The organism is Enterobacter sp. BNK-13, assembly GCF_048685015.1.
Taxonomy (GTDB): domain Bacteria; phylum Pseudomonadota; class Gammaproteobacteria; order Enterobacterales; family Enterobacteriaceae; genus Enterobacter; species Enterobacter quasiroggenkampii.
On the sequence record NZ_JBLQTP010000001.1, the window covers coordinates 2346795 to 2370136 of the forward strand.

24 protein-coding genes and 1 pseudogene are annotated in these 23342 nt (G+C 57.0%); 10 read left to right on the forward strand and 15 right to left on the reverse strand.

The annotated features are described in order from the left end of the window. Positions 1 to 7: 7 nt before the first annotated feature. The 4 genes from ACMGGQ_RS11370 to nasR form a co-directional block, all read right to left on the reverse strand. The gene (locus tag ACMGGQ_RS11370) at positions 8 to 796 is read right to left on the reverse strand and encodes an ABC transporter ATP-binding protein (protein WP_021240347.1); all 789 of its coding nucleotides are present in this window, start codon (positions 794 to 796) and stop codon (positions 8 to 10) included. Positions 797 to 805: 9 nt separating this feature from the next. Then, positions 806 to 1684 (reverse strand): nitrate ABC transporter permease, encoded by an 879-nt coding sequence (gene ntrB, locus ACMGGQ_RS11375; protein ID WP_045908981.1) that lies wholly within the window; start codon positions 1682 to 1684, stop codon positions 806 to 808. 2 nt (positions 1685 to 1686) lie between these two features. Next, entirely contained in the window at positions 1687 to 2934 is a 1248-nt protein-coding gene (locus ACMGGQ_RS11380) for a CmpA/NrtA family ABC transporter substrate-binding protein (RefSeq protein WP_045908982.1), read from the reverse strand. A 228-nt stretch (positions 2935 to 3162) separates the two neighbouring features. After that, a complete protein-coding gene (nasR, locus tag ACMGGQ_RS11385; RefSeq protein ID WP_420290051.1) occupies positions 3163 to 4347 on the reverse strand; it encodes a nitrate regulatory protein NasR in 1185 nt (394 codons plus the stop codon). A gap of 72 nt (positions 4348 to 4419) precedes the next feature. Here nasR and ACMGGQ_RS11390 point away from each other — a divergent pair, with 72 nt between their 5' ends. The 3 genes from ACMGGQ_RS11390 to ACMGGQ_RS11400 all read left to right on the forward strand — a co-directional run bounded on the left by ACMGGQ_RS11390 (position 4420) and on the right by ACMGGQ_RS11400 (position 7115). Then, entirely contained in the window at positions 4420 to 4773 is a 354-nt protein-coding gene (locus tag ACMGGQ_RS11390) for a DsrE/DsrF/TusD sulfur relay family protein (RefSeq protein ID WP_008499522.1), read from the forward strand. Between the two features lie 106 nt (positions 4774 to 4879). Continuing rightward, complete coding sequence (locus ACMGGQ_RS11395; RefSeq protein WP_420290052.1) at positions 4880 to 6664, forward strand: methyl-accepting chemotaxis protein; 1785 nt, start codon at positions 4880 to 4882, stop codon at positions 6662 to 6664. A gap of 211 nt (positions 6665 to 6875) precedes the next feature. Continuing rightward, positions 6876 to 7115: a DUF1883 domain-containing protein gene (locus ACMGGQ_RS11400; RefSeq protein WP_013096243.1), complete on the forward strand. Its 240-nt coding sequence runs from the start codon at positions 6876 to 6878 to the stop codon at positions 7113 to 7115. Between the two features lie 30 nt (positions 7116 to 7145). Here ACMGGQ_RS11400 and ACMGGQ_RS11405 read toward each other — a convergent pair whose 3' ends face one another. Continuing rightward, a complete protein-coding gene (locus tag ACMGGQ_RS11405) occupies positions 7146 to 7841 on the reverse strand; it encodes a gamma-glutamylcyclotransferase (protein ID WP_023618421.1) in 696 nt (231 codons plus the stop codon). Positions 7842 to 8018: 177 nt separating this feature from the next. Further along, positions 8019 to 8249, reverse strand: coding sequence for a putative cation transport regulator ChaB (gene chaB, locus ACMGGQ_RS11410; protein WP_045908986.1), 231 nt, complete (start codon positions 8247 to 8249; stop codon positions 8019 to 8021). A 270-nt stretch (positions 8250 to 8519) separates the two neighbouring features. Between chaB and chaA the strand changes: the two genes are divergently transcribed. After that, a complete protein-coding gene (chaA, locus tag ACMGGQ_RS11415) occupies positions 8520 to 9620 on the forward strand; it encodes a sodium-potassium/proton antiporter ChaA (RefSeq protein WP_045908987.1) in 1101 nt (366 codons plus the stop codon). Positions 9621 to 9734: 114 nt separating this feature from the next. Here the strand turns inward: chaA and kdsA are convergent, their stop codons facing one another. The 6 genes and pseudogenes from kdsA to hemA form a co-directional block, all read right to left on the reverse strand. After that, on the reverse strand, positions 9735 to 10589 hold the full coding sequence (gene kdsA, locus ACMGGQ_RS11420; protein ID WP_420290053.1) for a 3-deoxy-8-phosphooctulonate synthase: 855 nt from the start codon (positions 10587 to 10589) through the stop codon (positions 9735 to 9737). Positions 10590 to 10625: 36 nt separating this feature from the next. Next, complete coding sequence (sirB1, locus tag ACMGGQ_RS11425) at positions 10626 to 11435, reverse strand: invasion regulator SirB1 (RefSeq protein WP_024907069.1); 810 nt, start codon at positions 11433 to 11435, stop codon at positions 10626 to 10628. A gap of 29 nt (positions 11436 to 11464) precedes the next feature. After that, a pseudogene (locus tag ACMGGQ_RS11430) lies at positions 11465 to 11587 on the reverse strand (siroheme synthase); the annotation flags it as partial. Then, the gene (prmC, locus tag ACMGGQ_RS11435; RefSeq protein WP_196346469.1) at positions 11569 to 12399 is read right to left on the reverse strand and encodes a peptide chain release factor N(5)-glutamine methyltransferase; all 831 of its coding nucleotides are present in this window, start codon (positions 12397 to 12399) and stop codon (positions 11569 to 11571) included. The gene prmC and the pseudogene ACMGGQ_RS11430, both read right to left, overlap by 19 nt. After that, on the reverse strand, positions 12399 to 13481 hold the full coding sequence (gene prfA / locus ACMGGQ_RS11440; RefSeq protein ID WP_021240360.1) for a peptide chain release factor 1: 1083 nt from the start codon (positions 13479 to 13481) through the stop codon (positions 12399 to 12401). Before prfA ends, prmC begins: the two co-directional genes overlap by 1 nt. A 41-nt stretch (positions 13482 to 13522) precedes the next feature. Continuing rightward, the gene (hemA, locus tag ACMGGQ_RS11445) at positions 13523 to 14779 is read right to left on the reverse strand and encodes a glutamyl-tRNA reductase (RefSeq protein WP_024907067.1); all 1257 of its coding nucleotides are present in this window, start codon (positions 14777 to 14779) and stop codon (positions 13523 to 13525) included. 201 nt (positions 14780 to 14980) lie between these two features. On the opposite strand from hemA, the gene lolB reads away from it, so the two are divergent. The 4 genes from lolB (at position 14981) to dauA (ending at position 19335) form a co-directional block, all read left to right on the forward strand. Continuing rightward, a complete protein-coding gene (gene lolB, locus ACMGGQ_RS11450) occupies positions 14981 to 15592 on the forward strand; it encodes a lipoprotein insertase outer membrane protein LolB (RefSeq protein WP_420290054.1) in 612 nt (203 codons plus the stop codon). Beyond that, the gene (gene ispE / locus ACMGGQ_RS11455; RefSeq protein WP_406915228.1) at positions 15589 to 16458 is read left to right on the forward strand and encodes a 4-(cytidine 5'-diphospho)-2-C-methyl-D-erythritol kinase; all 870 of its coding nucleotides are present in this window, start codon (positions 15589 to 15591) and stop codon (positions 16456 to 16458) included. The genes lolB and ispE overlap by 4 nt, the downstream gene beginning before the upstream one ends. A 125-nt stretch (positions 16459 to 16583) precedes the next feature. After that, complete coding sequence (gene prs, locus ACMGGQ_RS11460) at positions 16584 to 17531, forward strand: ribose-phosphate diphosphokinase (RefSeq protein ID WP_003856663.1); 948 nt, start codon at positions 16584 to 16586, stop codon at positions 17529 to 17531. Between the two features lie 124 nt (positions 17532 to 17655). Beyond that, positions 17656 to 19335 carry a C4-dicarboxylic acid transporter DauA gene (gene dauA, locus ACMGGQ_RS11465; protein WP_262752246.1) on the forward strand — a complete coding sequence of 560 codons (1680 nt, stop codon included), beginning with the start codon at positions 17656 to 17658 and terminating at the stop codon, positions 19333 to 19335. On the opposite strand, the gene ACMGGQ_RS11470 is transcribed toward dauA, so the two are convergent. Together ACMGGQ_RS11470 and ychH are read right to left on the reverse strand one after the other, a co-directional pair. Then, positions 19321 to 20379, reverse strand: coding sequence for a MerR family transcriptional regulator (locus ACMGGQ_RS11470; RefSeq protein ID WP_420290055.1), 1059 nt, complete (start codon positions 20377 to 20379; stop codon positions 19321 to 19323). The genes dauA and ACMGGQ_RS11470 overlap by 15 nt on opposite strands. Positions 20380 to 20500: 121 nt before the next feature. Then, entirely contained in the window at positions 20501 to 20776 is a 276-nt protein-coding gene (gene ychH, locus ACMGGQ_RS11475; protein WP_024907062.1) for a stress-induced protein YchH, read from the reverse strand. 274 nt (positions 20777 to 21050) lie between these two features. Between ychH and pth the strand changes: the two genes are divergently transcribed. Together pth and ychF are read left to right on the forward strand one after the other, a co-directional pair. Further along, positions 21051 to 21635 (forward strand): aminoacyl-tRNA hydrolase, encoded by a 585-nt coding sequence (pth, locus tag ACMGGQ_RS11480; RefSeq protein WP_023336005.1) that lies wholly within the window; start codon positions 21051 to 21053, stop codon positions 21633 to 21635. Positions 21636 to 21761: 126 nt separating this feature from the next. Further along, positions 21762 to 22856 carry a redox-regulated ATPase YchF gene (ychF, locus tag ACMGGQ_RS11485; RefSeq protein ID WP_003856650.1) on the forward strand — a complete coding sequence of 365 codons (1095 nt, stop codon included), beginning with the start codon at positions 21762 to 21764 and terminating at the stop codon, positions 22854 to 22856. Between the two features lie 58 nt (positions 22857 to 22914). Here the strand turns inward: ychF and ACMGGQ_RS11490 are convergent, their stop codons facing one another. Beyond that, the gene (locus ACMGGQ_RS11490; RefSeq protein ID WP_248099622.1) at positions 22915 to 23340 is read right to left on the reverse strand and encodes a hypothetical protein; all 426 of its coding nucleotides are present in this window, start codon (positions 23338 to 23340) and stop codon (positions 22915 to 22917) included. Between the last annotated feature and the right edge of the window lie 2 nt (positions 23341 to 23342).

Genomic DNA, 23342 nt, shown 5'->3' on the forward strand with positions numbered 1-23342 from the left:
CCCCTCGCTACGCCGCTTTCGGCTGCTTTTCATAGAGGAAATGCAGGATCTGCTGGCGCATGTGGTGATAGCGGCTGTCGTCAGCCAGCTGCACCCGGTTACGCGGGCGCGGCAGGTCAACGTGCAGGATCTCCCCGACGGTCGCCGCCGGGCCGTTGGTCATCATCAGCACGCGATCGGAGAGCAGCACCGCCTCGTCCACGTCGTGGGTAATCAGCACGATTGTGGTGTTCAGCGCCTGCTGGATCTGCATCACCGAGTCCTGCAGATGGGCGCGCGTCAGCGCATCCAGCGCGCCGAAGGGTTCATCCATCAGCAGGACTTTCGGCTTCATCGCCAGCGCGCGGGCAATCCCGACGCGCTGCTTCATGCCGCCGGAGATCTCCCCCGGGCGCTTGTGCAAGGCGTGCCCCATCTGTACGCGGTCGAGGTTGTGCTCAATCCACTCCCGGCGCTCCGCCTTGCTCATGCTGTGGCGAAACACGTGATCTACCGCCAGGGCCACGTTGTCGAAGCAGGTGAGCCACGGTAGCAGCGAATGGTTCTGGAATACCACCGCGCGCTCCGGACCCGGCCCGGCAATTTCGCGGTTGTCGCAAATCAGCCCGCCTTCCGTCGGCAGCGTGATCCCAGCGATAAGATTAAGCAGCGTCGATTTACCGCAGCCGGAGTGCCCAATCAGGCTGACGGTTTCGCCCTCATGGATATCAAAGGAGACGTTCTGCAGCGCCAGAAATTCGCCGCTGGCGGTGGAAAAACGCTGGCTCACGGCCTGGACCTGGATTAATGGTTTCATGTTCGCTCCTTATTTTTCCTGCCAGCTAAAGCGACGGGCGATCAGCATCAGCCCCTGCTCGAGCAGCAGCCCGACCACGCCAATGATGACGATGGCGATGAGAATGTTTTCGACGTTGAGATTGTTCCACTCGTTCCAGATCCAGAAACCGATCCCTAAACCGCCGGTCAGCATCTCGGCGGCGACAATCACCAGCCAGGCGATGCCAATAGAGAGGCGCACCCCGGTCAGCACCGCGGGCAGCACCGCCGGGAAGAGAATGCGGCGCATGATGGTCCACTCTGAAAGCTGCAGCACCCGGGCGACGTTAAGGTAGTCCTGCGGAATACACCGCACGCCTTCGGCGGTGTTGATCACCATCGGCCAGATGGAGCAGATAAAAATGGTCCAGCTCGACGCGGGCTCCGCTTTCTGGAACAGCAGCAGGCCGATGGGCAGCCAGGCCAGCGGGCTAACCGGGCGTAACAGCGCGATCAGCGGGCCGAACATGCGCGAAAAAAAGGTGAAGCGGCCAATCAGGAAACCAAGCGGGATCCCGGCGAACGCGGCCAGGCCAAACCCCACCGCCACGCGCTGTAATGAGGCGAGCACGTTCCAGCCGATGCCCATGTCGTTTGGCCCGTCGCGATAAAACGGATCGGCAAACAGGGTAATAGCGGAATCGAGCGTGCTGAGCGGCGTCGGGAAACCTTTGCTGTTAATCGCCGCCAGCTGCCAGAGCACCACCAGCAGTCCCAGCCCCAGAAAAGCCGGAATGATGCGCTGAAGGATCGCGTTAATACGACGCACAAACGTCGGCGTACGGCGGCGAACCTGCACCGGAGGCAGGAGAATCACCTCTCCACTCTCCGGCGTCTCGTGTGATTTTGTCTTTTGCAGATGCTGCATAATCAGGCCCCTTTACGGTGAATGGCGAAACGGCTGGCGTATCCTTCCGGGTCGGTACCGTTCCAGACGGTGCCGTCCATCAATGTGCTGCTGCGTAGTGGTGAAGTCGGTGTGGTAATGCCCCCCACCGCCGTGGCTGCATCCTGCCAGACCGCCGTCTGGTTAATGCGCTGTGCGATGCCCGTATAGTCCGGGGCGGCTTTGAGCAAGCCCCAGCGGCGGAACTGGGTTAAGAACCACATGCCGTCGGAGTGATACGGGTAGCTGACGGCCCCCTCGTTGAAGAAGCGGATCGGGTGCGCGTCCTGCCAGCGCTGGCCCAGGCCGTTGTCGTACTCGCCGAGCATGCGTCCGGTGAGATACTGCTCTTTGCAGTTGAGCCACGCCCGGCGGGAGAGGATCTGCGCGGTTTCGCGTTTGTTTTCCGGGGAGGCCTCAATCCAGCGCGCCGCCTCCAGCACTGCGCTCACCAGCGCCCGGGCGGTGTGCGGATTTTTCTCCACCCAGTCGCGACGCGTCCCGAGGATTTTTTCCGGATGGTCGGCCCAGATAGACTGCGACGTGGCGGCGGTAAAACCGATGCGGTCGTTGATGGCACGCGCGTTCCACGGCTCGCCGACGCAAAAGCCGACCATGTTGCCAATGCGCATGTTCATCACCATCTGCGGCGGCGGCACCACCACCGTACGCACGTCGTCAAAGGGGTGAATGCCCGCGCTTGCCAGCCAGTAGTAGAGCCACATGGCGTGCGTCCCGGTCGGGAAGGTGTGCGCGAAGGTATAGGTGCCAGGCGCCTGCTGCCCAATCAGCTTTTTCAGCCCGTCAAGGTCACGAACGCCCTTCTCTGCCAAATCGCTGGAGAGCGTAATCGCCTGGCCGTTCTGGTTGAGGGTCATCAGGTTAGCCATCTGCTGTGGCTTGCCAGCGATGCCCAGCTCCAGTCCGTACAGCAGGCCGTAAAGAATGTGCGCGGCATCGAGTTCGCCCGCCACCAGCTTGTCGCGCACCGCCGCCCAACTCGCCTCTTTGGTGGGCAGGATGGTAATACCGTATTTTTTATCAAACCCTTTCAGCGCAGCGATAACCACCGGGGCACAGTCGGTCAGCGGGATAAACCCGATGCGCACTGTTTCCTGCTCCGGTTTATCCGAGCCTGCCGCCCATGCGGCCTGCATGACACCCGGCAACAGAATTGCACCACTCGCCAGCATGCTGGCCTGCAAAAAACGCCGTCTCGACAAATCCGCCATGACCACTCCTGAAAAAAAACCAAAAAAAAGCGCCCACGGTGCCGAAGCACCAGTGGACGCCTTTATCCCGAAGACGGATGCACCGCCGTTGGCGCATCGTCAAAAATGGTTAATCTGATAATGCAAAGTGAATGCCAGGTTTTAACACACTGTTTCTTGCGGTGCTTACCGTTCTTCCCTCGCCTTTACGCACCGCAAACAGGCATAAAATGCCCACTGACCGTGCAGCTACTCCTTTGGTGTTACCTGCCATACATTCTTCACCATGAGCAGCGCGCGGGCGATATCCACCATCCTTTGGTTCTTGTCCATCGCCATTTTGCGCAGCGCCGTCCAGGCCTGTTCCTCACTCATATTCTGGTGGGTCATCAGCACGCTCTTCGCTTTATCAATGATTTTGCGCTCTTCAAGCGTATCGCGCAGCGACGCAAGCTGACGTGAGAGCTGCTCTATCTCGCCCGCCTGCTGGCGAACCAGGGTAAGCAACGGTTTTTCCGGATAGCGGATCGGCGGATCATCCTGTTCATCGCCGGGGAGCGCGTACTCATCGTCACGGTGAATGCATTCGTCCACCGCGACCATCAGATCGGCGATGATCGTCTCCTCCAGCGTGCGCAGATGCTCAAGGCGCGCGGTTTGCAGAGCAAACCAGGCCAGTGCGGTAAGGCCGTTATCGGCGGCAGGCTGGCGGGTACAGGCCACGCGCCGGAGTTGCTCCGTTTCACGATCGGGCTGACAGTGCATTGAAAAGGTGGTCTGAACGTCAGCGGAGCTGTGTGAGAGAAAGATCTCAAAGCAGGCCTGCTGCCCGTCAATGCGGTCAACCAGCCTCTGACGAGTCACATCATCGAAAAAACCCTGCGTGAAGCCAATCGCCCCCAGCGCCCGCTCCTGTCCTGCCAGCTCTTTTCCCTGCATCAGGCTATAAAGCGCGACAAAACGTCCTGCGATTTGCGGATCGTCAATGCTGTCATTAAGCTGCGGCACGATACTGAGCAGATGGCGAAGCATGCGGGAGTAGTGTTCCATCGCCTGGGGTGCCGTTACAGTCTGCTGAATCACACCGTCACGCAGCGCGGGAAGTGTATCCAGGCTCAGGAGCGCGCCGCCGATGCGTTCACAGACGGCACTTCCTGGAATCGGCGACTGTGTTTCAAGAATGCCGTAAAGGGCAGCGAGGTTTTCATCCACCAGCGCCCGGCTGGCTTTGCATTCGGGGGCGTACAGCTTGCCCTGTGAGCAGAGCCAGACGTTGGACGCCCCGCGCTCGCACTGTAACATGTGCACCAGTTGGCTAATGCCGTGCACAAGCACACCCAGCTGTGCCAGCTTGCTGAACTGCTCCTGGCGCATCATCTTTGCGCGCGTGAGCCATTCGGCAGCGCCTGGCGAAATGCCTGCCATTAATATCATGCTTACTCTCCCGGACAGCGAAACTCCAGGAAATTAAGCAATATTCGTGCCTTTATAAGAACAGGAGTCAACATGCAGAAGATTGTGATCGTCGCCAACGGTGCGGCCTACGGCAGCGAATCCCTTTTCAACAGCCTGCGCCTGGCAATCGCGCTACGTGAAAAAGAGAGCGACCTGGCGTTACGCCTCTTTTTAATGTCGGACGCGGTCACCGCCGGGCTGAAGGGACAAAAACCGGCCGAGGGCTATAACATTCAGCAGATGCTGGAAATCCTGACCGCGCAAAACGTGCCGGTGAAGCTATGCAAAACCTGCACCGACGGGCGCGGTATCACCGGGCTGCCGCTGATTGATGGCGTAGAAATTGGTACGCTGGTTGAACTGGCCGAGTGGACATTGTCCGCTGATAAAGTATTAACTTTTTAATAATAAACCCGTAAAAATATTATTTTCTTATGGACGCGGTTTCAGCATCAAGTTTACCTGCGGGGATGCCGATAGGCATGGAAACAACACAGCAGGTATTTCACTTATGTTCAGATCGATTCGTGCACGCATCATCGCGGCGACGGCAGGCTGTCTGGTCGTCGCCCTTCTCCTCAATACCGTTATTAACTTCCAGGTCACACGTCAGGATAACCAGCAGTCACAGCGCGATATCCTGACCAGCACTAGCGCCAGCCATAACATGGCGATTGCCGACTGGGTCAAAAGCAAGATGACGGTGATTGCCTCTGCCCAGACCGTTGCGCTGAGTGACGATCCGGTTCCGGTGTTTAAACAGCTTGCGCAGGCGGGTGGATTCACCAACGTTTATGTCGGCTACGCCAGCAAAACGGCGAAATTCTCGGAGCCGGCGGGCGTACCTGCGGATTATGACCCGACCATTCGCCCGTGGTATCAGCAGGTGGTCAGCACGGACGGCCCGGTCGTCACCGCGCCTTACGTTGATGCAGGTACCGGTAAACTGGTGGTGACTTTCGCCGTGCCGGTGAAAGAGAATGGCGCCCTGAAAGCGGTGGTGGCGGGCGATGTGGCCATGGACAGCGTGGTGGCGAATGTGCGCGGGATCCATCCAACTCCGTCCAGCAGCGGCTTGCTTCTGAACAGTGACGGCAGCGTAATAGCGGCTAACGATCCGGCGCTGACGCTTAAACCGTTTGCTGAGACCATCAAAGGCATCGATTTTGCTGCGCTGAAAAGCGGCAACCTTGTCGACGGTACGCTTAACGACGTCGAAAAAACCTTCGTGGCGACAGCCGTGCCGGGCACAAACTGGCTGCTGGTCGTCGCCCTCGACAACGGTGACGCCACCTCCGGCATGCGTTCCCTGCTTAAGGCATCGGCGATTTCACTGGTGATCCTGGCGCTGCTGAGCGCGGCCATTGTTCACCTCCTGATCGCCCGTCTGCTGAAGCGCCTGTCTGACATTCGCGACGCGATGCACAATATTGCCAACGGGACTAACGATCTGTCGCAGCGTCTGCCGGACAGCGGCGAGGACGAGGTGGCGCAGATTGCCCAGGCCTTTAACGACTTCAGCGATAAGCTGTCGGTGGTGATGGTGCAGCTCCGTGATGCCAGTGAGTCGGTGAAAAACGCCGCCCAGGAGATTGCGGCGGGTAACCAGGATCTCTCCGGACGTACCGAGCAGGCGGCGTCCAGCCTGCGCGAGACGGCCAGCGCCGTGGAGCAGATCACCGCCTCCGTGACCCAGTCGAACGAGTCGGCGGCAGAAGCGAATGACCAGGCGAGCAAGGCCTCTGCGGCCGCTGCGCGCGGCGGCGAAGTGGTATCCCAGGCGATCAGCACCATGCAGTCCATCGAAGTCGCGTCGGCTAAAATTGGCGACATCACCAGCGTGATTGACGGTATCGCGTTCCAGACCAACATTCTGGCGCTGAACGCCTCCGTCGAGGCGGCCCGTGCCGGGGAGCAGGGTCGCGGGTTTGCCGTGGTGGCAGGCGAAGTGCGTAACCTGGCGAGCCGTAGCGCCCAGGCGGCGAAAGAGATCAAATCGCTGATCGATTCCACCACCGACAGCGTGGCCACCGGCTCCCGCTACGTGCACCTGGCCGGGGAAAGCATGGACGAGATCCGCTCCAGCATCGGCAGCGTCTCCGGCATCATGCGCGAAATCTCCATCGCCACCAGCGAGCAGATGAAAGGTATTCACGAGATCAACCACGCGGTGACCCATCTCGACCGCATGGTCCAGCAGAACGCCGAGCTGGTGGTGCAATCCGCCGCCGCTGCGGGTGCCCTGCAGAGCCAGGCGGGCGACCTTGCTGAAACCGCCGGCCATTTCCGCATTTAATTTTCTCGCGGCGCGCGTTTTGCGGGTAAAACGCGCGCCAGCGGAAATTTTGAGGAATTTTGTCATTTTTGTTTAATCGTTATGCCATTTTTTGATCAAAATCAGCATCCCACCCCCTCCCCTTTGGTGTTATGCCATGAGTGAATTGTGAACAACATCACGCTCGGATATGGCAGCAGGGAGAGCGTTGTTTAAGACTACGGGGTAAAAAATGGCACTGGTAAAAACAAGTTTGAAGCTGTTTGGCGGGGATACGGTTGTGGTGCGTTGCTCAGAGCGCTGTCGTATTCATCTCATGAGTGCGAAAGCACAAAAACAATCCCAGGCGGATATTCTGACCGTGCAGGACGATAAGGCCTGGCTTACCGTGCCATATACCGGCACGTGGGATGTGCTGATCGACAGCCACAGCCAGTCGCTGGAGCATTCCGTCAGTTACGTAGCAGCATAACATCAAACGCCCGGCAAGCCGGGCGTATTTTCAGGCAAAACCCGGTCGCAGCGTGCCGTTGAGCGGGTTTCCTTCCAGCAGCGCCTTCACCTTCGCCACCAGCTCATTCAGACAATCGTCCTGCATGCCGAGGCGGGTCAACTCCTGGTCGAGGGAGAAGAGATACTGCGCGTTGGTACCCAGCGGTCCGCTGGCGGCAGCAATCAACGGGGCGATGACCTGCGTGCGGGTGTCCGCTTCATACAGGGGATGGCGCGGGTCCATGATAAACACCAGCGCATTGACGGTGCGACCGTCGTCCAGCTCCAGCTTGCACCAGCTCGGCATATAGCAGCCGGTGATCATCTCTCGCTTCCAGAGCAGCGTAAGCTCCTCTTCCAGCGTGGCATCCGGGAGGCGATACGCCACGCCCGTGGTGCGCCCGCCCTCTTTCAGTGCAAGCATACGTCCGGGCTGGCACGCGCTGCCGCGTCCGGCCGTCAGACGCAGGCAAAATGCGCGGTGCCAGCCAGGCAACGTGCCCGTTGCCGATTCGACAAATTCCAGCGCCGGGTTCCACATCAGGGAACCGTAGCCAAAAATCCATACCGGGCCATCATCCGGGCGGCAGGCAAGCGTAGCAGCAAGTGACGCCGCACGTTGTTCAGCTGACCAGAGAAGCGATTCCTCAATAGCACCAAATGCCGTCTTACAATCTGCCTTCATTAAGAAATCACGCGTTAACACTTTCCACCTCCGCCACTGCATGCTTCCTTGCGACATCTGTAATTCGCCTTCCCGGCATTATGTGCTGGTCATTTTGCCAGCAGTTAAATAACGATAAGCAATTAGCGGACCAGTTGCAATACAACGGCAGTTCAACCGCCTGAAAAGTCAAAATGAAGGCAGCGAATTATTTCACGGCTATTTCTTTTTGTGCCATTTATCGTCGTCTCCTTTTTCATATTCATGTTTTACGGCGGCCCAGGCGACTTTGTGTGCCGTCTCTTCACGACTGGCATCATCCCGGCGATCCTCCTTATCTTTGTACTGATCCCAGGCACTGTTAAACGCCTCTTTGTAGATATCCTGCGCGTGAGCGGGCAGCACGTTTTGCACGTTATCGGGTAATTCGCGTTTCGTTTTATATGGCATCACTCACCTCTCTTTTGCTTAAAGAGATAAGTGTGGACGACGATATGCCAGCGTGCCACCCGGTCTTAATTTATGGATTAACTTTATATCTAATTAATTGTTATTTAATAAATATTATGTGAAAACCGTCAATTACAGGAGTCAGATATTAAATTTATGACAAAGGGTAAAATTAAGTAAAAAGTTAAGGGTATTTAACAGAGATCTGTTAATTTAATGCCCTCAAAAATCTATCTATAATTACAAGCACCTGCATTGATGGAGAAGCACATGACAGCAACACACGAGGCGGTAAAAACCCGCCACAAGGAGACGTCTCTCATTTTCCCGGTTCTGGCACTGGCTGTGCTGCTCTTCTGGGGAAGCAGTCAGTCACTGCCAGTGGTGGTTGGTATCAATATTCTTGCCCTGGTCGGTATTTTAACCAGCGCCTTTAGCGTCGTTCGCCATGCGGACGTACTGGCCCACCGTCTGGGCGAGCCCTACGGATCGTTAATTCTCAGCCTTTCCGTCGTTATTCTCGAAGTCAGCCTGATTTCCGCGCTCATGGCGACCGGCGATGCCGCGCCGACGCTGATGCGCGACACCCTTTACTCGATCATTATGATTGTGACGGGCGGCCTGGTGGGCTTCTCTCTGCTGCTGGGCGGGCGTAAATTCGCGACCCAGTATATGAACCTGTTCGGCATTAAACAGTATCTGATTGCCCTCTTCCCGCTGGCGATTATCGTGCTGGTCTTCCCGATGGCGCTGCCGGGTGCAAACTTCTCCACCGGTCAGGCGCTGCTGGTCGCGCTGATTTCCGCAGCCATGTACGGCGTGTTCCTGTTGATTCAGACCAAAACGCACCAGAGCCTGTTTGTGTATGAGCATGAAGACGACAGCGACGACGATGACCCGCACCACGGTAAGCCGTCGGCCCACAGCAGCGCGTGGCATACGGTTTGGCTGATCGTACATCTGATTGCGGTGATTGCCGTCACCAAGATGAACGCCAACCCGCTGGAAACATTGTTAACCGAGCTGAACGCGCCGGTAGCCTTTACCGGCTTCCTGGTGGCACTGCTGATCCTGTCTCCTGAAGGGCTGGGCGCGCTGAAAGCCGTCTTAAACAATCAGGTACAGCGCGCAATGAACCTGTTCTTCGGCTCCGTGCTGGCGACCATTTCACTCACCGTGCCGGTGGTGACGCTGATTGCCTTTATGACCGGTAACGAGTTGCAGTTTGCGCTGGGCGCGCCGGAGATGATTGTGATGGTAGCCTCGTTGCTGCTGTGCCAGATTTCGTTCTCAACCGGGCGCACCAACGTGCTTAACGGGGCAGCGCATATGGCGCTGTTTGCGGCCTATTTGATGACGATTTTTGCGTAGTCTGTTTGCCCGGCGGCGCTTCGCTTGCAGGGCCTACGGGTTTTGTAGGCCGGGTAAGCGCAGCGCCACCCGGCAATATGCCCCATAAAAAAACCCGCCGAAGCGGGTTTTTTATTATTTGCTGGTATCCAGCTCGTCGAAGCTCTTCACCAGATCGTCAATCGCTTTGATCTGTTTCAGGAACGGCTCCAGCTTATCCAGTGGCAGCGCGGATGGGCCGTCGCATTTTGCGTTATCCGGATCCGGGTGCGCTTCAATGAACAGGCCCGCCAGACCGGTTGCCATACCGGCGCGCGCCAGTTCGGTCACCTGAGCACGACGGCCACCGGACGCGGCGCCAAACGGGTCGCGGCACTGCAGCGCGTGGGTCACGTCGAAAATCACCGGAGACTGGCCGGAGACATTTTTCATCACGCTGAAGCCCAGCATGTCCACCACCAGGTTGTCGTAACCGAAGTTAGCGCCACGGTCGCACAGGATCACCTGATCGTTACCACCTTCGATAAACTTATCGACGATGTTGCCCATCTGACCCGGGCTCACGAACTGTGGTTTTTTCACGTTGATCACGGCACCGGTTTTCGCCATCGCGGCGACCAGGTCGGTCTGGCGAGCCAGGAATGCCGGGAGCTGAATCACGTCAACCACGTCTGCCACCGGCTGCGCCTGAGAGGCTTCATGCACGTCGGTGATCACTTTCACGCCAAAGGTCTGCTTCAGCTCCTGGAAAATCTTCATCCCTTCTTCCAGGCCCGGGCCACGGTAAGAGTTGATGGAGGAGCGGTTGGCTTTGTCAAAAGAGGCTTTAAACACGTACGGGATGCCCAGCTTCTGGGTCAAGGTCACGTAGTGCTCGCAGATACGCATGGCGAGGTCGCGGGATTCCAGCACGTTCATGCCGCCAAACAGCACGAAAGGCAGGTCGTTTGCTACCTTGATATCACCAATGCTAACCACTTTTTGTTTCATAGGATCGCCTTATTCAGGTGTGAATCGGAATTAAGATTAATGCAGTGTAATTTGCTTGTGCGAGATCGCGTTGATCTGCGCACGAATCATTTCGCTAATGGGGTCTTCCGGACACTGCTCGACGAAATAGCTCAGATCGTTTAGCGCCACGTGCTCACAGTCGAGCTGGGCATAGATCAGCCCGCGGTCGCGAATTTCGTACGGGTCTTCCGGATTAAACTGCAGCAGCACTTCGCTGGCGCGCAGGGCCAGCTCCATCTGACGCTCTTCCATTAACGCTGACTTCAGCGTATCGAGCAGCTTGCGGATCACTTCTGCGTTATCCGCCTCGTCGAGATCTTCGTTGAAGAGCTCAGCCACCGGGCTGATGTTGCCTTTCAGCCACACGTCCAGCGTATGTTCATCCAGCGTGTCGCCGTTGAAGGGATTAATGAGCCACATCTCACCGTCCAGCCACTCCGCACGCAGGATCATCTGCGTCGGGAAAATGACCGGCACCAGCGGAATATCCAGGCGATGCGCGACCCACAGTAAAATAGAGCCCAGCGCAACGGCGCTGCCCTGACGATTTTTTAAGACCTGGTCCAGCCATAATGCGTCAGACAGGCGATACACGCCCCGCGTGTCGCAGAAACCCCATTCGCCGTAGAAAAGCTCAAGCAGCTTCTCTAATTGCCAGTCTTGCGGGCGCGCCTGATTAATCTCTTCACGCGCCAGGCTGACCAGATTCTCCAGCTCATCGTAGACAAACTGCGACGTAAAATCGTCGCGAATCATCTCAGAAATCAGGATCATGCCATCGCAAAGCGGCACTTTATTAAATTCGAAATCGGCTAAGGACCTCATGACTTACCCCAGTAACGACCGAGCGCACAGCGACGCCCGGACGAGATAAAACTCAAAACGATGTAGATGATAACGCCAAACCGCCTTTCAGTCAGCCTTACGCCTTTATCAGTAAATGGCAGATAGCCTGCACTCATAGCCACTGCCCCAGCGTCAGGCGTTCGTTGCCGCCGTAGTCGCGGCAGGTTTTGACGTCGGCATAGCCCGCCTGGGTAAACAATGCCCGCACGCTTTCTCCCTGCGTCCAGCCATGCTCCACGAGAAGCCAGCCGCCGGAAAGTAAATGTTGTCGTGACATTGTCACAATGTGATCGAGGTCGGCTAAACCTTCCCTGGCGGCGACCAGCGCCGTCAGGGGTTCGAAGCGCACATCACCCTGCGCAAGGTGCGGATCATGCTCGTCAATATAGGGTGGGTTACTGACAATGATGCCGAACGTCTGGTTCTCCAGCGCGCTAAACCAGCTGCTTTGCAGCACCGTTACGTTGGTCAGGCCAAGACGTTCCACGTTGCGCTGCGCCAGCGCCACCGCGTCGGGCATCACATCCACTGCCGTCACCGCGCAGTCGGGTCGTTCACTGGCGAGCGCCAGCGCGATGGCCCCGGTGCCTGTACCGAGATCGAGAATGCGGCAGGCCGCCGTCGGTAAACGCGCCAGCGCCTGTTCGACCAGACACTCGGTATCGGGACGCGGGATCAGCGTCGCCGCCGAGACGTAAAGCGGTAACGACCAGAACTCGCGCTCACCGACAAGGTGCGCCACCGGCTCGCCGTGCTTACGGCGGGCAAGCAGCGTGGCGAGCCGTGCTTCCTGCTCAGCGGTCAGTTCGGTTTCACCGAAGGCCAGCAGGTACGTGCGGGCTTTGCCCGTCACATGTTCAAGCAAAATTTCGGCATCGCGTTTCGGGCTTTCGCTTTCGGAAAGCTCAGCGGCAGCCTCACGTAACCAGCGCTGAAAATCCATTATTCCTGCTCGGACAGTGCCGCCAGCTGGTCGGCCTGGTATTCCTGCACGATAGGCTCAATCAGCATATCCAGCTTGCCTTCCATCACTTCATCCAGACGATACAGCGTCAGGTTGATGCGGTGGTCGGTCACGCGCCCCTGTGGGAAGTTATAGGTGCGGTTACGGTCGCTGCGATCGCCGCTCCCCAGCAGGTTACGACGCGTAGACGCTTCCGCCTGCTGGCGTTTCGCCATTTCGGCCGCGTGGATACGCGCGCCCAGCACGGACAGCGCTTTGGCTTTGTTTTTATGCTGGGAACGCTCGTCCTGACACTCCACCACGATACCGGTTGGCAGGTGGGTAATACGGATGGCGGAGTCGGTGGTGTTAACGTGCTGGCCACCCGCCCCGGAGGAGCGGAAGGTATCAATACGCAGGTCCGCCGGGTTGATGTCCGGCAGCTCCGCTTCCGGCAGCTCCGGCATCACCGCCACCGTACAGGCGGAGGTGTGGATACGGCCCTGAGATTCGGTGGCCGGAACGCGCTGCACGCGGTGACCGCCGGATTCAAACTTGAGACGACCGTATACGCCGTCACCGCTGATCTTGGCGATAACCTCTTTGTAGCCACCGTGTTCGCCTTCGTTGGCGCTCATGATCTCCACGCGCCAGCGACGCGACTCGGCGTAGCGGCTGTACATGCGGAACAGATCCCCGGCAAACAGTGCCGCTTCGTCACCGCCGGTCCCGGCGCGGACTTCCACGAACGCGTTACGCTCGTCGTCCGGATCTTTTGGCAGCAGAAGCACCTGAAGCTGCTGCTCCATCTCCTCAGAACGCGCTTTCGCATCCTGCAACTCTTCCTGCGCCATCTCGCGCATTTCAGGATCGTCGAGCATCATCTGCGCGGTTTCGATATCTTCCTGAACCTGTCGCCAGTCGGTAAAGCATTTAGAAACATCACTTAACTGCGCGTATTCACGTGAGAGCGCGCGAAAACGCTCCTGGTCCGCAATGGTCCCGGCATCGCCGAGCAGCGCCTGGACTTCTTCATGGCGCTCGTGCAGAGCTTCCAGTTTAGCGACGATAGAAGGCTTCATAGGCGTAAGTGCACCTTGTCTTAGAAAATGGGTATAGGGCGCTATTCCAGCCCGAGGCTGTTGCGCAGAATAGTCAGGCGTTCATCATCCCCGTCACGGGCAGCCTGCTGAAGAGATTTGGTTGGCGCATGGATCAGGCGGTTGGTCAGTTTCCACGCCAGATCCTGCATAATTGCATGTGCGTCGCCGCCCTGCTCCAGGGCCGCTAACGCTTTGGCTGTCAGGTCGTCACGCACCTGCTCCGCCTGTCCGCGATACTCGCGGATGGTCTCGCTGACGCTTTGCGCGCGCAGCCAGGCCATAAACTCACTGGTTTCCTGCTCAACAATGGTTTCCGCCTGCACCGCCGCCGCTTTACGCTGGGCGAGGTTGTGCGAAATAATGCTTTGCAGGTCATCCACACTGTAGAGGTAGGCGTTAGGCAGCTTGCCCACTTCCGGCTCAACATCGCGCGGGACGGCAATATCCACCAGCAGCATCGGCTGATTACGACGGGACTTCAGCGCGCGCTCCACCATCCCTTTGCCGATAATCGGCAGAGGACTGGCAGTCGAGCTGATAATAATGTCCGCCTCTTTCAGACGTTCATCGATGTCGCTCAGGGCAACCACCTCTGCGCCCACTTCATCCGCCAGCACCTGCGCGCGTTCGCGAGTGCGGTTAGCGATAATCATCTTTTTCACTTTATGCTCGCGCAGATGGCGCGCCACAAGTTCAATGGTTTCGCCGGCGCCCACCAGCATCACGGTGACGGTAGAGAGGGATTCAAAGATTTGGCGCGCAAGGGTACAGGCCGCGAAAGCAACGGAAACCGCACTGGCACCAATGTCGGTTTCGGTTCGCACACGCTTCGCCACGGAGAATGACTTCTGGAACATGCGCTCCAGCTCGCTGGCCTTCAGATGCCCTTTTTGCGAATCCGCAAAGGCTTTTTTCACCTGACCCAGAATTTGCGGTTCGCCGAGCACCAGCGAATCCAGCCCGCTGGCCACGCGCATCAGATGGCTGACGGCATCGTTGTCCTGATGCCAGTACAGGCTGTTGCGCAGCTCGTCTTCATTGAGATTGTGGTAGTCGCATAACCAGCGGATCAGCGCTTCGTGCAGGTTATCCTGCTCTTCCACGCTTAAATAGAGCTCGGTACGGTTGCACGTCGAGAGCACCACGCCACCCTGCACCATAGGCTGTGCAAGCAGGCTGTCCAGCGCCAGGTCGAGCGTATCTGGCGAAAACGTTACGCGTTCTCGCAGCGAAACCGGGGCCGTTTTGTGGTTGATGCCGAGTGCTAATAGGGTCATGTTGAGCGGGAGTAGTACCAGCGTTAATAAGGTTAGCAGAACGCATCATACAGGATGCGCGAGATCAATAAAAGAGACAGCCCCCTTTCGGAGTAATAGGTTACACAACGCTTTGAGATAATTTGAACGTAGACGGTAGCCCCCTTCGACGCTAGCATTAACAGTTATAACTGCAACGTATCTCAAGGATTTGTCCTCATTATGACCCGACTGATTCGCCTGCTGCCCCTGGCGGCACTGGTTCTGACCGCGTGTACCGTCACTCAACCAAAAGGCCCGGGCAAAAGCCCTGACTCGCCACAATGGCGTCAGCACCAGCAGGACGTCCGTAATTTGAACCAGTACCAGACCCGCGGCGCGTTTGCTTATCTCTCGGATGAGCAAAAAGTGTATGCACGCTTCTTCTGGCAACAAACGGGTCAGGACAACTATCGCCTGCTGCTGCTGAACCCGCTGGGCAGCACCGAGCTGGAGCTTATCGCGAAACCGGGCGAAGCGCAGATCACCGATAACAAAGGCCAGCACTACACCGCAACCGATGCCGAAGAGATGATTGGCAAGCTGACCGGAATGCCTATCCCGCTCAACAGCCTGCGCCAGTGGATCCTCGGCCTGCCGGGTGACGCCACCGACTATACCCTGGACGATCAATATCGTCTGAGCCAGGTGAACTACACCCAGAACGGCAAAATCTGGAAAGTGGTGTACAGCGACTATGACAGCAAGAGTAAACCGTCGCTGCCATCGAATATGGAACTGACCCAGGGCAGCCAGCGCATCAAGCTGAAAATGGACAACTGGATCGTTAAATGATGACCCACTGGCCCTCTCCGGCAAAACTGAATCTGTTTTTATACATTACCGGCCAGCGCGCTGACGGCTATCACACCCTGCAGACGCTGTTTCAGTTTATTGACTATGGCGACACGATCTCCATTGAACTGCGCCAGGACGGTCAGATTTGCCTCCTGACGCCGGTCGACGGCGTGGCGCATGAGGACAACCTGATTGTGCGTGCCGCGCGTCTGCTGATGAACGCCGCAGCGGAATCAGGTCGTCTGCCTGCGGGAAGCGGTGCGGATATTCGTATCGAGAAACGTCTGCCGATGGGCGGCGGTCTGGGCGGCGGCTCATCTAACGCCGCCACGGTGCTGGTTGCCCTGAACCACCTCTGGGGCTGCGGGCTGTCGCAAGACGAACTGGCCACCCTGGGCTTGACGCTGGGCGCGGATGTTCCGGTGTTTGTTCGCGGTCATGCGGCCTTTGCCGAGGGCGTGGGGGAAATCCTCTCCCCGGTCAACCCGCCGGAAAAATGGTATCTGGTTGCTCACCCCGGCGTGAGCATTCCGACCCCGGTCATCTTTAAAGATCCTGACCTGAAAAGAAATACCCCGATTCGGTCAATAGAAACGTTATTAAATTGTGAATTCAGCAACGATTGCGAGGATATCGCAAGAAAACGTTTTCGCGAGGTTGATGCGGTGCTTTCCTGGCTGTTAGAATACGCGCCGTCGCGCCTGACTGGTACAGGGGCCTGTGTCTTTGCTGAATTTGACACCGAATCCGCCGCTCGTCAGGTGCTTGAGCAAGCGCCGGTTTGGCTGCATGGTTTTGTAGCGCGTGGGATGAACATTTCCCCCCTACAGCAGGCCATTCTGGCGCAGACTGAGTTTCGGTGACAACGTCACCCTGTTCCAGACGTTGCATCGCGCTCTTTAATACACCGCCTGGATAGCCTTTGCCTGGCCCGCACAGTTTACGGCGAACGCTATCCACCACTGGACGCATGCCTGAGGTTCTTCTCGTGCCTGATATGAAGCTTTTTGCTGGTAACGCCACCCCGGAACTAGCACAACGTATTGCCAACCGCCTGTACACTTCCCTCGGCGACGCCGCCGTAGGTCGCTTTAGCGACGGCGAAGTCAGCGTACAAATCAACGAAAATGTACGCGGTGGTGATATTTTCATCATCCAGTCCACCTGTGCTCCAACGAACGACAACCTGATGGAACTGGTTGTTATGGTCGACGCCCTGCGTCGCGCTTCCGCAGGCCGTATCACTGCTGTAATCCCTTACTTCGGCTATGCCCGCCAGGACCGTCGCGTCCGTTCCGCGCGTGTGCCAATTACCGCGAAAGTTGTCGCTGACTTCCTGTCCAGCGTTGGCGTTGACCGCGTACTGACCGTTGACCTGCACGCAGAGCAGATCCAGGGCTTCTTCGACGTCCCGGTTGATAACGTATTCGGCAGCCCAATCCTGCTGGAAGACATGCTGCAGCTGAACCTGGATAACCCAATCGTGGTTTCTCCGGACATCGGCGGCGTGGTACGTGCCCGTGCTATCGCTAAGCTGCTGAACGATACCGACATGGCGATCATCGACAAACGTCGTCCGCGCGCTAACGTTTCTCAGGTGATGCACATCATCGGTGACGTGGCTGGCCGCGACTGCGTGCTGGTTGACGACATGATCGATACCGGCGGTACGCTGTGTAAAGCGGCTGAAGCGCTGAAAGAGCGTGGTGCCAAGCGCGTATTCGCTTACGCTACCCACCCGATCTTCTCTGGCAATGCCGTAAACAACCTGCGCAACTCCGTGATTGACGAAGTTGTGGTATGCGATACCATCCCACTGAGCGACGAGATCAAGGCACTGCCAAACGTGCGTACCCTGACCCTGTCCGGGATGCTGGCCGAAGCGATTCGTCGTATCAGCAACGAAGAATCCATCTCTGCAATGTTCGAACACTGATCGAGCACGGCCAAAAAACCCGCTGCGGCGGGTTTTTTTGTCTCTGGGTTTTATTTGTATGATTAATGCCTCCTTCACCTGCCATTCATATGACAGATGATGCGCATACGGATGATAGATAATTGTGAAAAACGTAGCCTCCTCACATGTTCTGCCCTTTCGCGCCCTCATCGACGCCTGCTGGAAAGAGAAGTACACCTCCTCACGCTTTGTGCGTGACCTGATTGCCGGGATCACAGTCGGCATTATTGCCATCCCGCTGGCGATGGCGCTGGCGATTGGCAGCGGCGTTGCGCCGCAGTACGGCCTGTACACCTCAGCCGTGGCCGGGATCGTCATCGCTCTGACCGGCGGCTCGCGCTTTAGCGTCTCCGGCCCGACTGCCGCCTTTGTGGTGATCCTCTACCCCGTTTCACAGCAGTTTGGTCTGGCAGGCCTGCTGGTCGCCACCCTGATGTCCGGGGTCTTTTTGATTCTGTTTGGCCTGGCCCGTTTTGGGCGGCTGATTGAGTACATCCCCCTTTCCGTGACGCTGGGGTTCACCTCGGGGATTGGGATCACCATCGGAACCATGCAGATCAAGGATTTCCTCGGCCTGCAAATGGCGCACGTCCCTGAACACTATCTGCAAAAAGTGGGCGCGCTGTTTATGGCGCTGCCGACTGCGAACCTTGGCGACGCCGCCATCGGGATGGTGACACTGGGCACGCTGATCGTCTGGCCTCGTCTGGGCATTCGACTGCCGGGCCATCTGCCCGCGCTGCTGCTGGGCTGCGCGGTGATGGCTATCGTCAATATGTTCGGTGGTCATGTCGCGACTATCGGCTCACAGTTCCACTATGTTCTGGCGGACGGGTCACAGGGCAACGGCATTCCGCAACTGTTGCCGCAGCTGGTGCTGCCGTGGGATATGCCCGGCTCCAGCTTTACCTTAAGCTGGGACTCCCTGCGCGCCCTGCTTCCCGCCGCGTTCTCGATGGCGATGCTGGGGGCGATTGAATCCCTGCTCTGCGCCGTCGTTCTGGATGGGATGACCGGCACCAAGCACAAAGCTAACAGCGAACTGGTCGGTCAGGGATTGGGGAACCTCGTCGCGCCGTTCTTTGGTGGTATTACCGCAACGGCAGCCATCGCCCGTTCCGCAGCTAACGTGCGCGCGGGGGCAACGTCACCCGTTTCAGCAGTTATTCATTCTGTACTGGTGATCCTCGCCCTGCTGATCCTCGCCCCGCTGCTCTCCTGGCTACCGCTTTCCGCCATGGCCGCCCTGCTACTGATGGTGGCCTGGAACATGAGTGAGGCACACAAGGTGGTGAACCTGCTGCGTCGTGCGCCGAAAGACGACATCATTGTGATGCTGATCTGTATGTCGCTGACCGTGCTGTTCGATATGGTCATCGCCATCAGCGTCGGGATCGTGCTGGCGTCCCTGCTGTTTATGCGCCGTATCGCGCAGATGACGCGCCTCTCCCCGGTCAACGTAGAGGTGCCTGACGATGTGCTGGTTCTGCGCGTGATTGGCCCGCTGTTCTTCGCCGCGGCGGAAGGCCTGTTCAGCGATCTGGAATCCCGCATCGCGGGCAAGCGGATTGTGGTGCTGAAATGGGATGCCGTGCCGGTGCTGGATGCGGGCGGACTGGACGCCTTCCAGCGCTTTGTGAAACGTCTGCCGGAAGGCTGCGAGCTGCGGGTGAGTAACCTCGAATTCCAGCCCCTGCGCACCATGGCGCGCGCGGGCGTGCAGCCGATCCCTGGCCGCCTTGCCTTTTATCCTAACCGTGAAGCCGCGTTAGCGGATCTGTGAATTGCCTGATGCAGAGGAACGTCTCTGCATCATCACCCCAATCGCCTGCTGAAGCCACCCAAGCACGGCAGGCGTCATCCATGTACCCTTCATCAGATGCGGCTCCTGCTGCATGGCCGTGCGAAACTTTTGCTGGGTCTCCGGGCTGGTGCCTGCATACGACTGGAATAATGCCAGCCAGTTTTCAGCCAGCTTTTGCGCCTCCTCCGATGCGGGATCGCGATTTTCCCGCTGCGCCTGATGCAGTTTTGCCACCAGCGGCGGCCACTCCATCATGCGGTCAAAGTAGTGCTTCCGGGTAAAGGCCATCTCCTCGGCGGAAAGATATTTTTCCCAGATAATCAGCTTCGACTCGGCGAACGCTCGCGTAATGTAATCGGTCATTTCCGGCGTGATGCCGGTCTGCACCTGCATCTGTGGCTCCACGCTGTGCATCTCGTTCAGCCGGGTGAGAAACTCCGGCTTGCCCGCCGTGTCCTGCTCCAGGCGTTCCATCCAGCGCGTCGCCAGGTCCATCGCCCGCGGGTCCGTGACGGGTATGTGCTGTTTCAACAGCGTGTTTGCCTCCGCAACCAGCCCTGACCAGATGGCCGCCAGCGCATCCTTCTGCACCGCAAACGGCAGCTGCTGTAACTCTTCTTTGCTAAACCAGCGATCGTACATATTCATTAACTCCAGAGTCTGTAGCCAGGATTCCAGATCCGGCGTCGCATCGTTGAGCAGCCCGGTGCGCAGTTCGACCAGCCGGTCGCGCAGCGTATGTATGCTGCGCAGCTGTTTATCCAGCAGCGTGATTTGCGCATCGAGTAACTCGGTTAACGACAGCGACTCCTGTTCCAGGAAATCCCTGATTTCAGCAAGTTCCAGCCCCGCTTTTGCCAGCGCCTGGATCATATGCAGACGCTGAACATCCGCCAGGTTGTAGAGCCGGTAACCTGCTGCGCTTCTGGCAGAAGGCAGCAACAACCCTGTTTGCTCATAGTGATGCAATGTGCGTACGGTGATCCCGGCCCGTTTTGCCAGCTCACCCACCTGAATCAACATAACTGCTCCTTTTACTTTGCCAGTGCCGCTACTCTGGAGCCTTACGTTACGTGAGGGTCAACCCTTGATGCAAAAAAAAACGACTCCCTGAGGAGCCGTTTCGGTGTTCTTTATCGTAGCACTAGCTGTGCTTATGCTGGTCGCGACGACAGCGTTTATCGTAGTGGCGCACCCACCAGTATTTGTCACACACTTCCTCATGGCCGCTCACGCGTGCTCCCGCCAGCCACAACACTGCACCAATGAAGATGCTCAATATCGCGCCATGCGCAAAGTATTGCGGGAGATCAAGCTGCGGCAGCTGGTTTAAAATTGAATAACCCACGCCGGCAACCATCACGAACAGCCCCAACCCCATCAGCACGTTACCGAGTAACGAAGCGTTTTTGCGTTTCATGTGTCACCTCCGGAACTTTGGGTTGTCAGGGGAAAAGCCCCTAATCCTTGTGTGTAAAGTATAGACAACGCCCCTTTTATGAGTTGCGTGAATGATCACAATTACAGATAACTCCCAAACAAAAGTTTACAAATAACACGTTGAACAGCTTGAAATTCTAATTGTTCAGAGAAGTAATTATTCGTATTTCGCTGGGACGATCGCAGAATTTTGTCAAGCGGCGCGCCAGACAGTAAACTACGCGCCAGATCTGGAACCCATTAGGAATTGAATCGTGACGATTAAACTGATTGTCGGCCTCGCCAACCCGGGCGCAGAATATGCGGCTACCCGCCACAATGCCGGGGCATGGTACGTCGATCTGCTGGCCGAGCGGTTACGTGCTCCCCTGCGTGAAGAACCTAAATTCTTCGGGTATACCTCACGTATCAACCTTGCTGGCGCGGACGTTCGCTTACTGGTGCCTACCACCTTTATGAACCTGAGCGGTAAAGCCGTAGCGGCGATGGCAACGTTTTATCGCATTAATCCGGATGAAATTCTGGTCGCCCACGATGAGCTGGATCTTCCCCCTGGCGTAGCAAAATTCAAGCTGGGCGGCGGGCACGGCGGCCACAACGGTCTTAAAGACATCATCAGCAAGCTGGGCAATAACCCGAATTTCCACCGTTTGCGCGTCGGAATCGGCCATCCGGGCGATAAAAACAAAGTTGTCGGTTTCGTGCTCGGTAAGCCACCGGTTTCTGAGCAGAAACTGATTGACGAGGCGGTAGACGAAGCGGCACGCTGCACGGAAATCTGGCTGAAAGACGGCTTAACCAAAGCGACAAACCGCTTACACGCTTTCAAAGCGCAATAATCCGCCCGATACGGCTTTTTTACCGCGCGTCATGCGGGTTACGTGTATAATAGGCGTAGTTATTTACTTTTCATCAATCGGTTATCGTTAACGGATTGATTATCAAGATATTAAGGTGATTTAGAAATGGGATTCAAATGCGGTATCGTCGGTCTGCCAAACGTGGGCAAATCCACCCTGTTTAACGCGCTTACCAAAGCGGGTATCGAAGCGGCGAACTTCCCGTTCTGTACCATCGAACCTAACACCGGCGTTGTGCCAATGCCTGATCCGCGTCTGGACCAGCTCGCGGAAATCGTTAAGCCGCAGCGCATTCTGCCAACCACCATGGAATTCGTGGACATCGCGGGCCTGGTAAAAGGCGCATCCAAAGGCGAAGGTCTGGGTAACCAGTTCCTGACCAACATCCGTGAAACCGAAGCGATCGGCCACGTTGTGCGCTGCTTCGAGAACGACAACATCATCCACGTTAACAACAAAGTGGATCCGGCTGACGACATCGACGTTATCAACACCGAGCTGGCGCTCTCTGACCTCGACACCTGCGAACGCGCGATTCACCGCGTGCAGAAGAAAGCTAAAGGCGGCGACAAGGACGCGAAAGCGGAACTGGCTGCGCTGGAAAAATGCCTGCCACAGCTGGAAAACGCCGGCATGCTGCGCGCGCTGAAAAACCTGACTGACGAAGACAAAGCGGCGATCAAATACCTGAGCTTCCTGACCCTGAAGCCAACCATGTACATCGCCAACGTTAACGAAGACGGTTTCGAGAACAACCCGTACCTGGACAAAGTGCGTGAAATCGCCGCGGCGGAAGGTTCTGTGGTTGTTGCGGTTTGCGCGGCCGTTGAATCCGACATCGCCGAGCTGGACGACGCCGACCGTGAAGAGTTTATGGCCGAGCTGGGTCTGGAAGAGCCGGGTCTGAACCGCGTGATCCGCGCGGGCTATGAGCTGCTGAACCTGCAGACCTACTTCACCGCTGGCGTGAAGGAAGTGCGTGCCTGGACGATTCCTGTGGGTGCGACTGCGCCTCAGGCGGCCGGTAAGATCCATACCGACTTCGAGAAAGGCTTTATTCGTGCGCAGACTATCGCGTTTGAAGACTTCATCACCTACAAGGGTGAGCAAGGCGCGAAAGAAGCAGGCAAGATGCGTGCAGAAGGGAAAGATTACATCGTTAAAGATGGCGATGTGATGAACTTCCTGTTTAACGTCTGATTTGTTTTGAATGAAAAAAATCCACGCTTTGGCGTGGATTTTTTTTAAGTTAACGAACTTAAGCCCTCTTGCGCAGATAGAACTCAAGGTATTTTTTAGGTCTATCCTGAAATGCTCGTTCTTTGCCGTAATTATAAGCATCGTTAAAATATTTATACGCTTCATCGAATTGATTAAGCTCGTAACAGACCATACCCAGGTCGATTAATGGTGCAGTGTCTATATCCGATCCACGTGTCCGTAATGTCATCTCTCCCCATTTCTTTGCCTCAACGTAATCCGCGAGATCAAAATATGCGCTGTACATGCATGCAGAGATCCAGTTAGCGAGCTCCCATTCAAGCTTTGGCTCAGGGAGAGCTTTCCAAGCTTTTTGGTATTGCTCTAAAGCCTCGGCGTATTTTTTTTCATCGTGAAACTCGTTTCCTTTTTCAACAAAGGAGTTAATTTCGGATTCAATTTTTGGGTCTTCAAGGTCTTTCATGG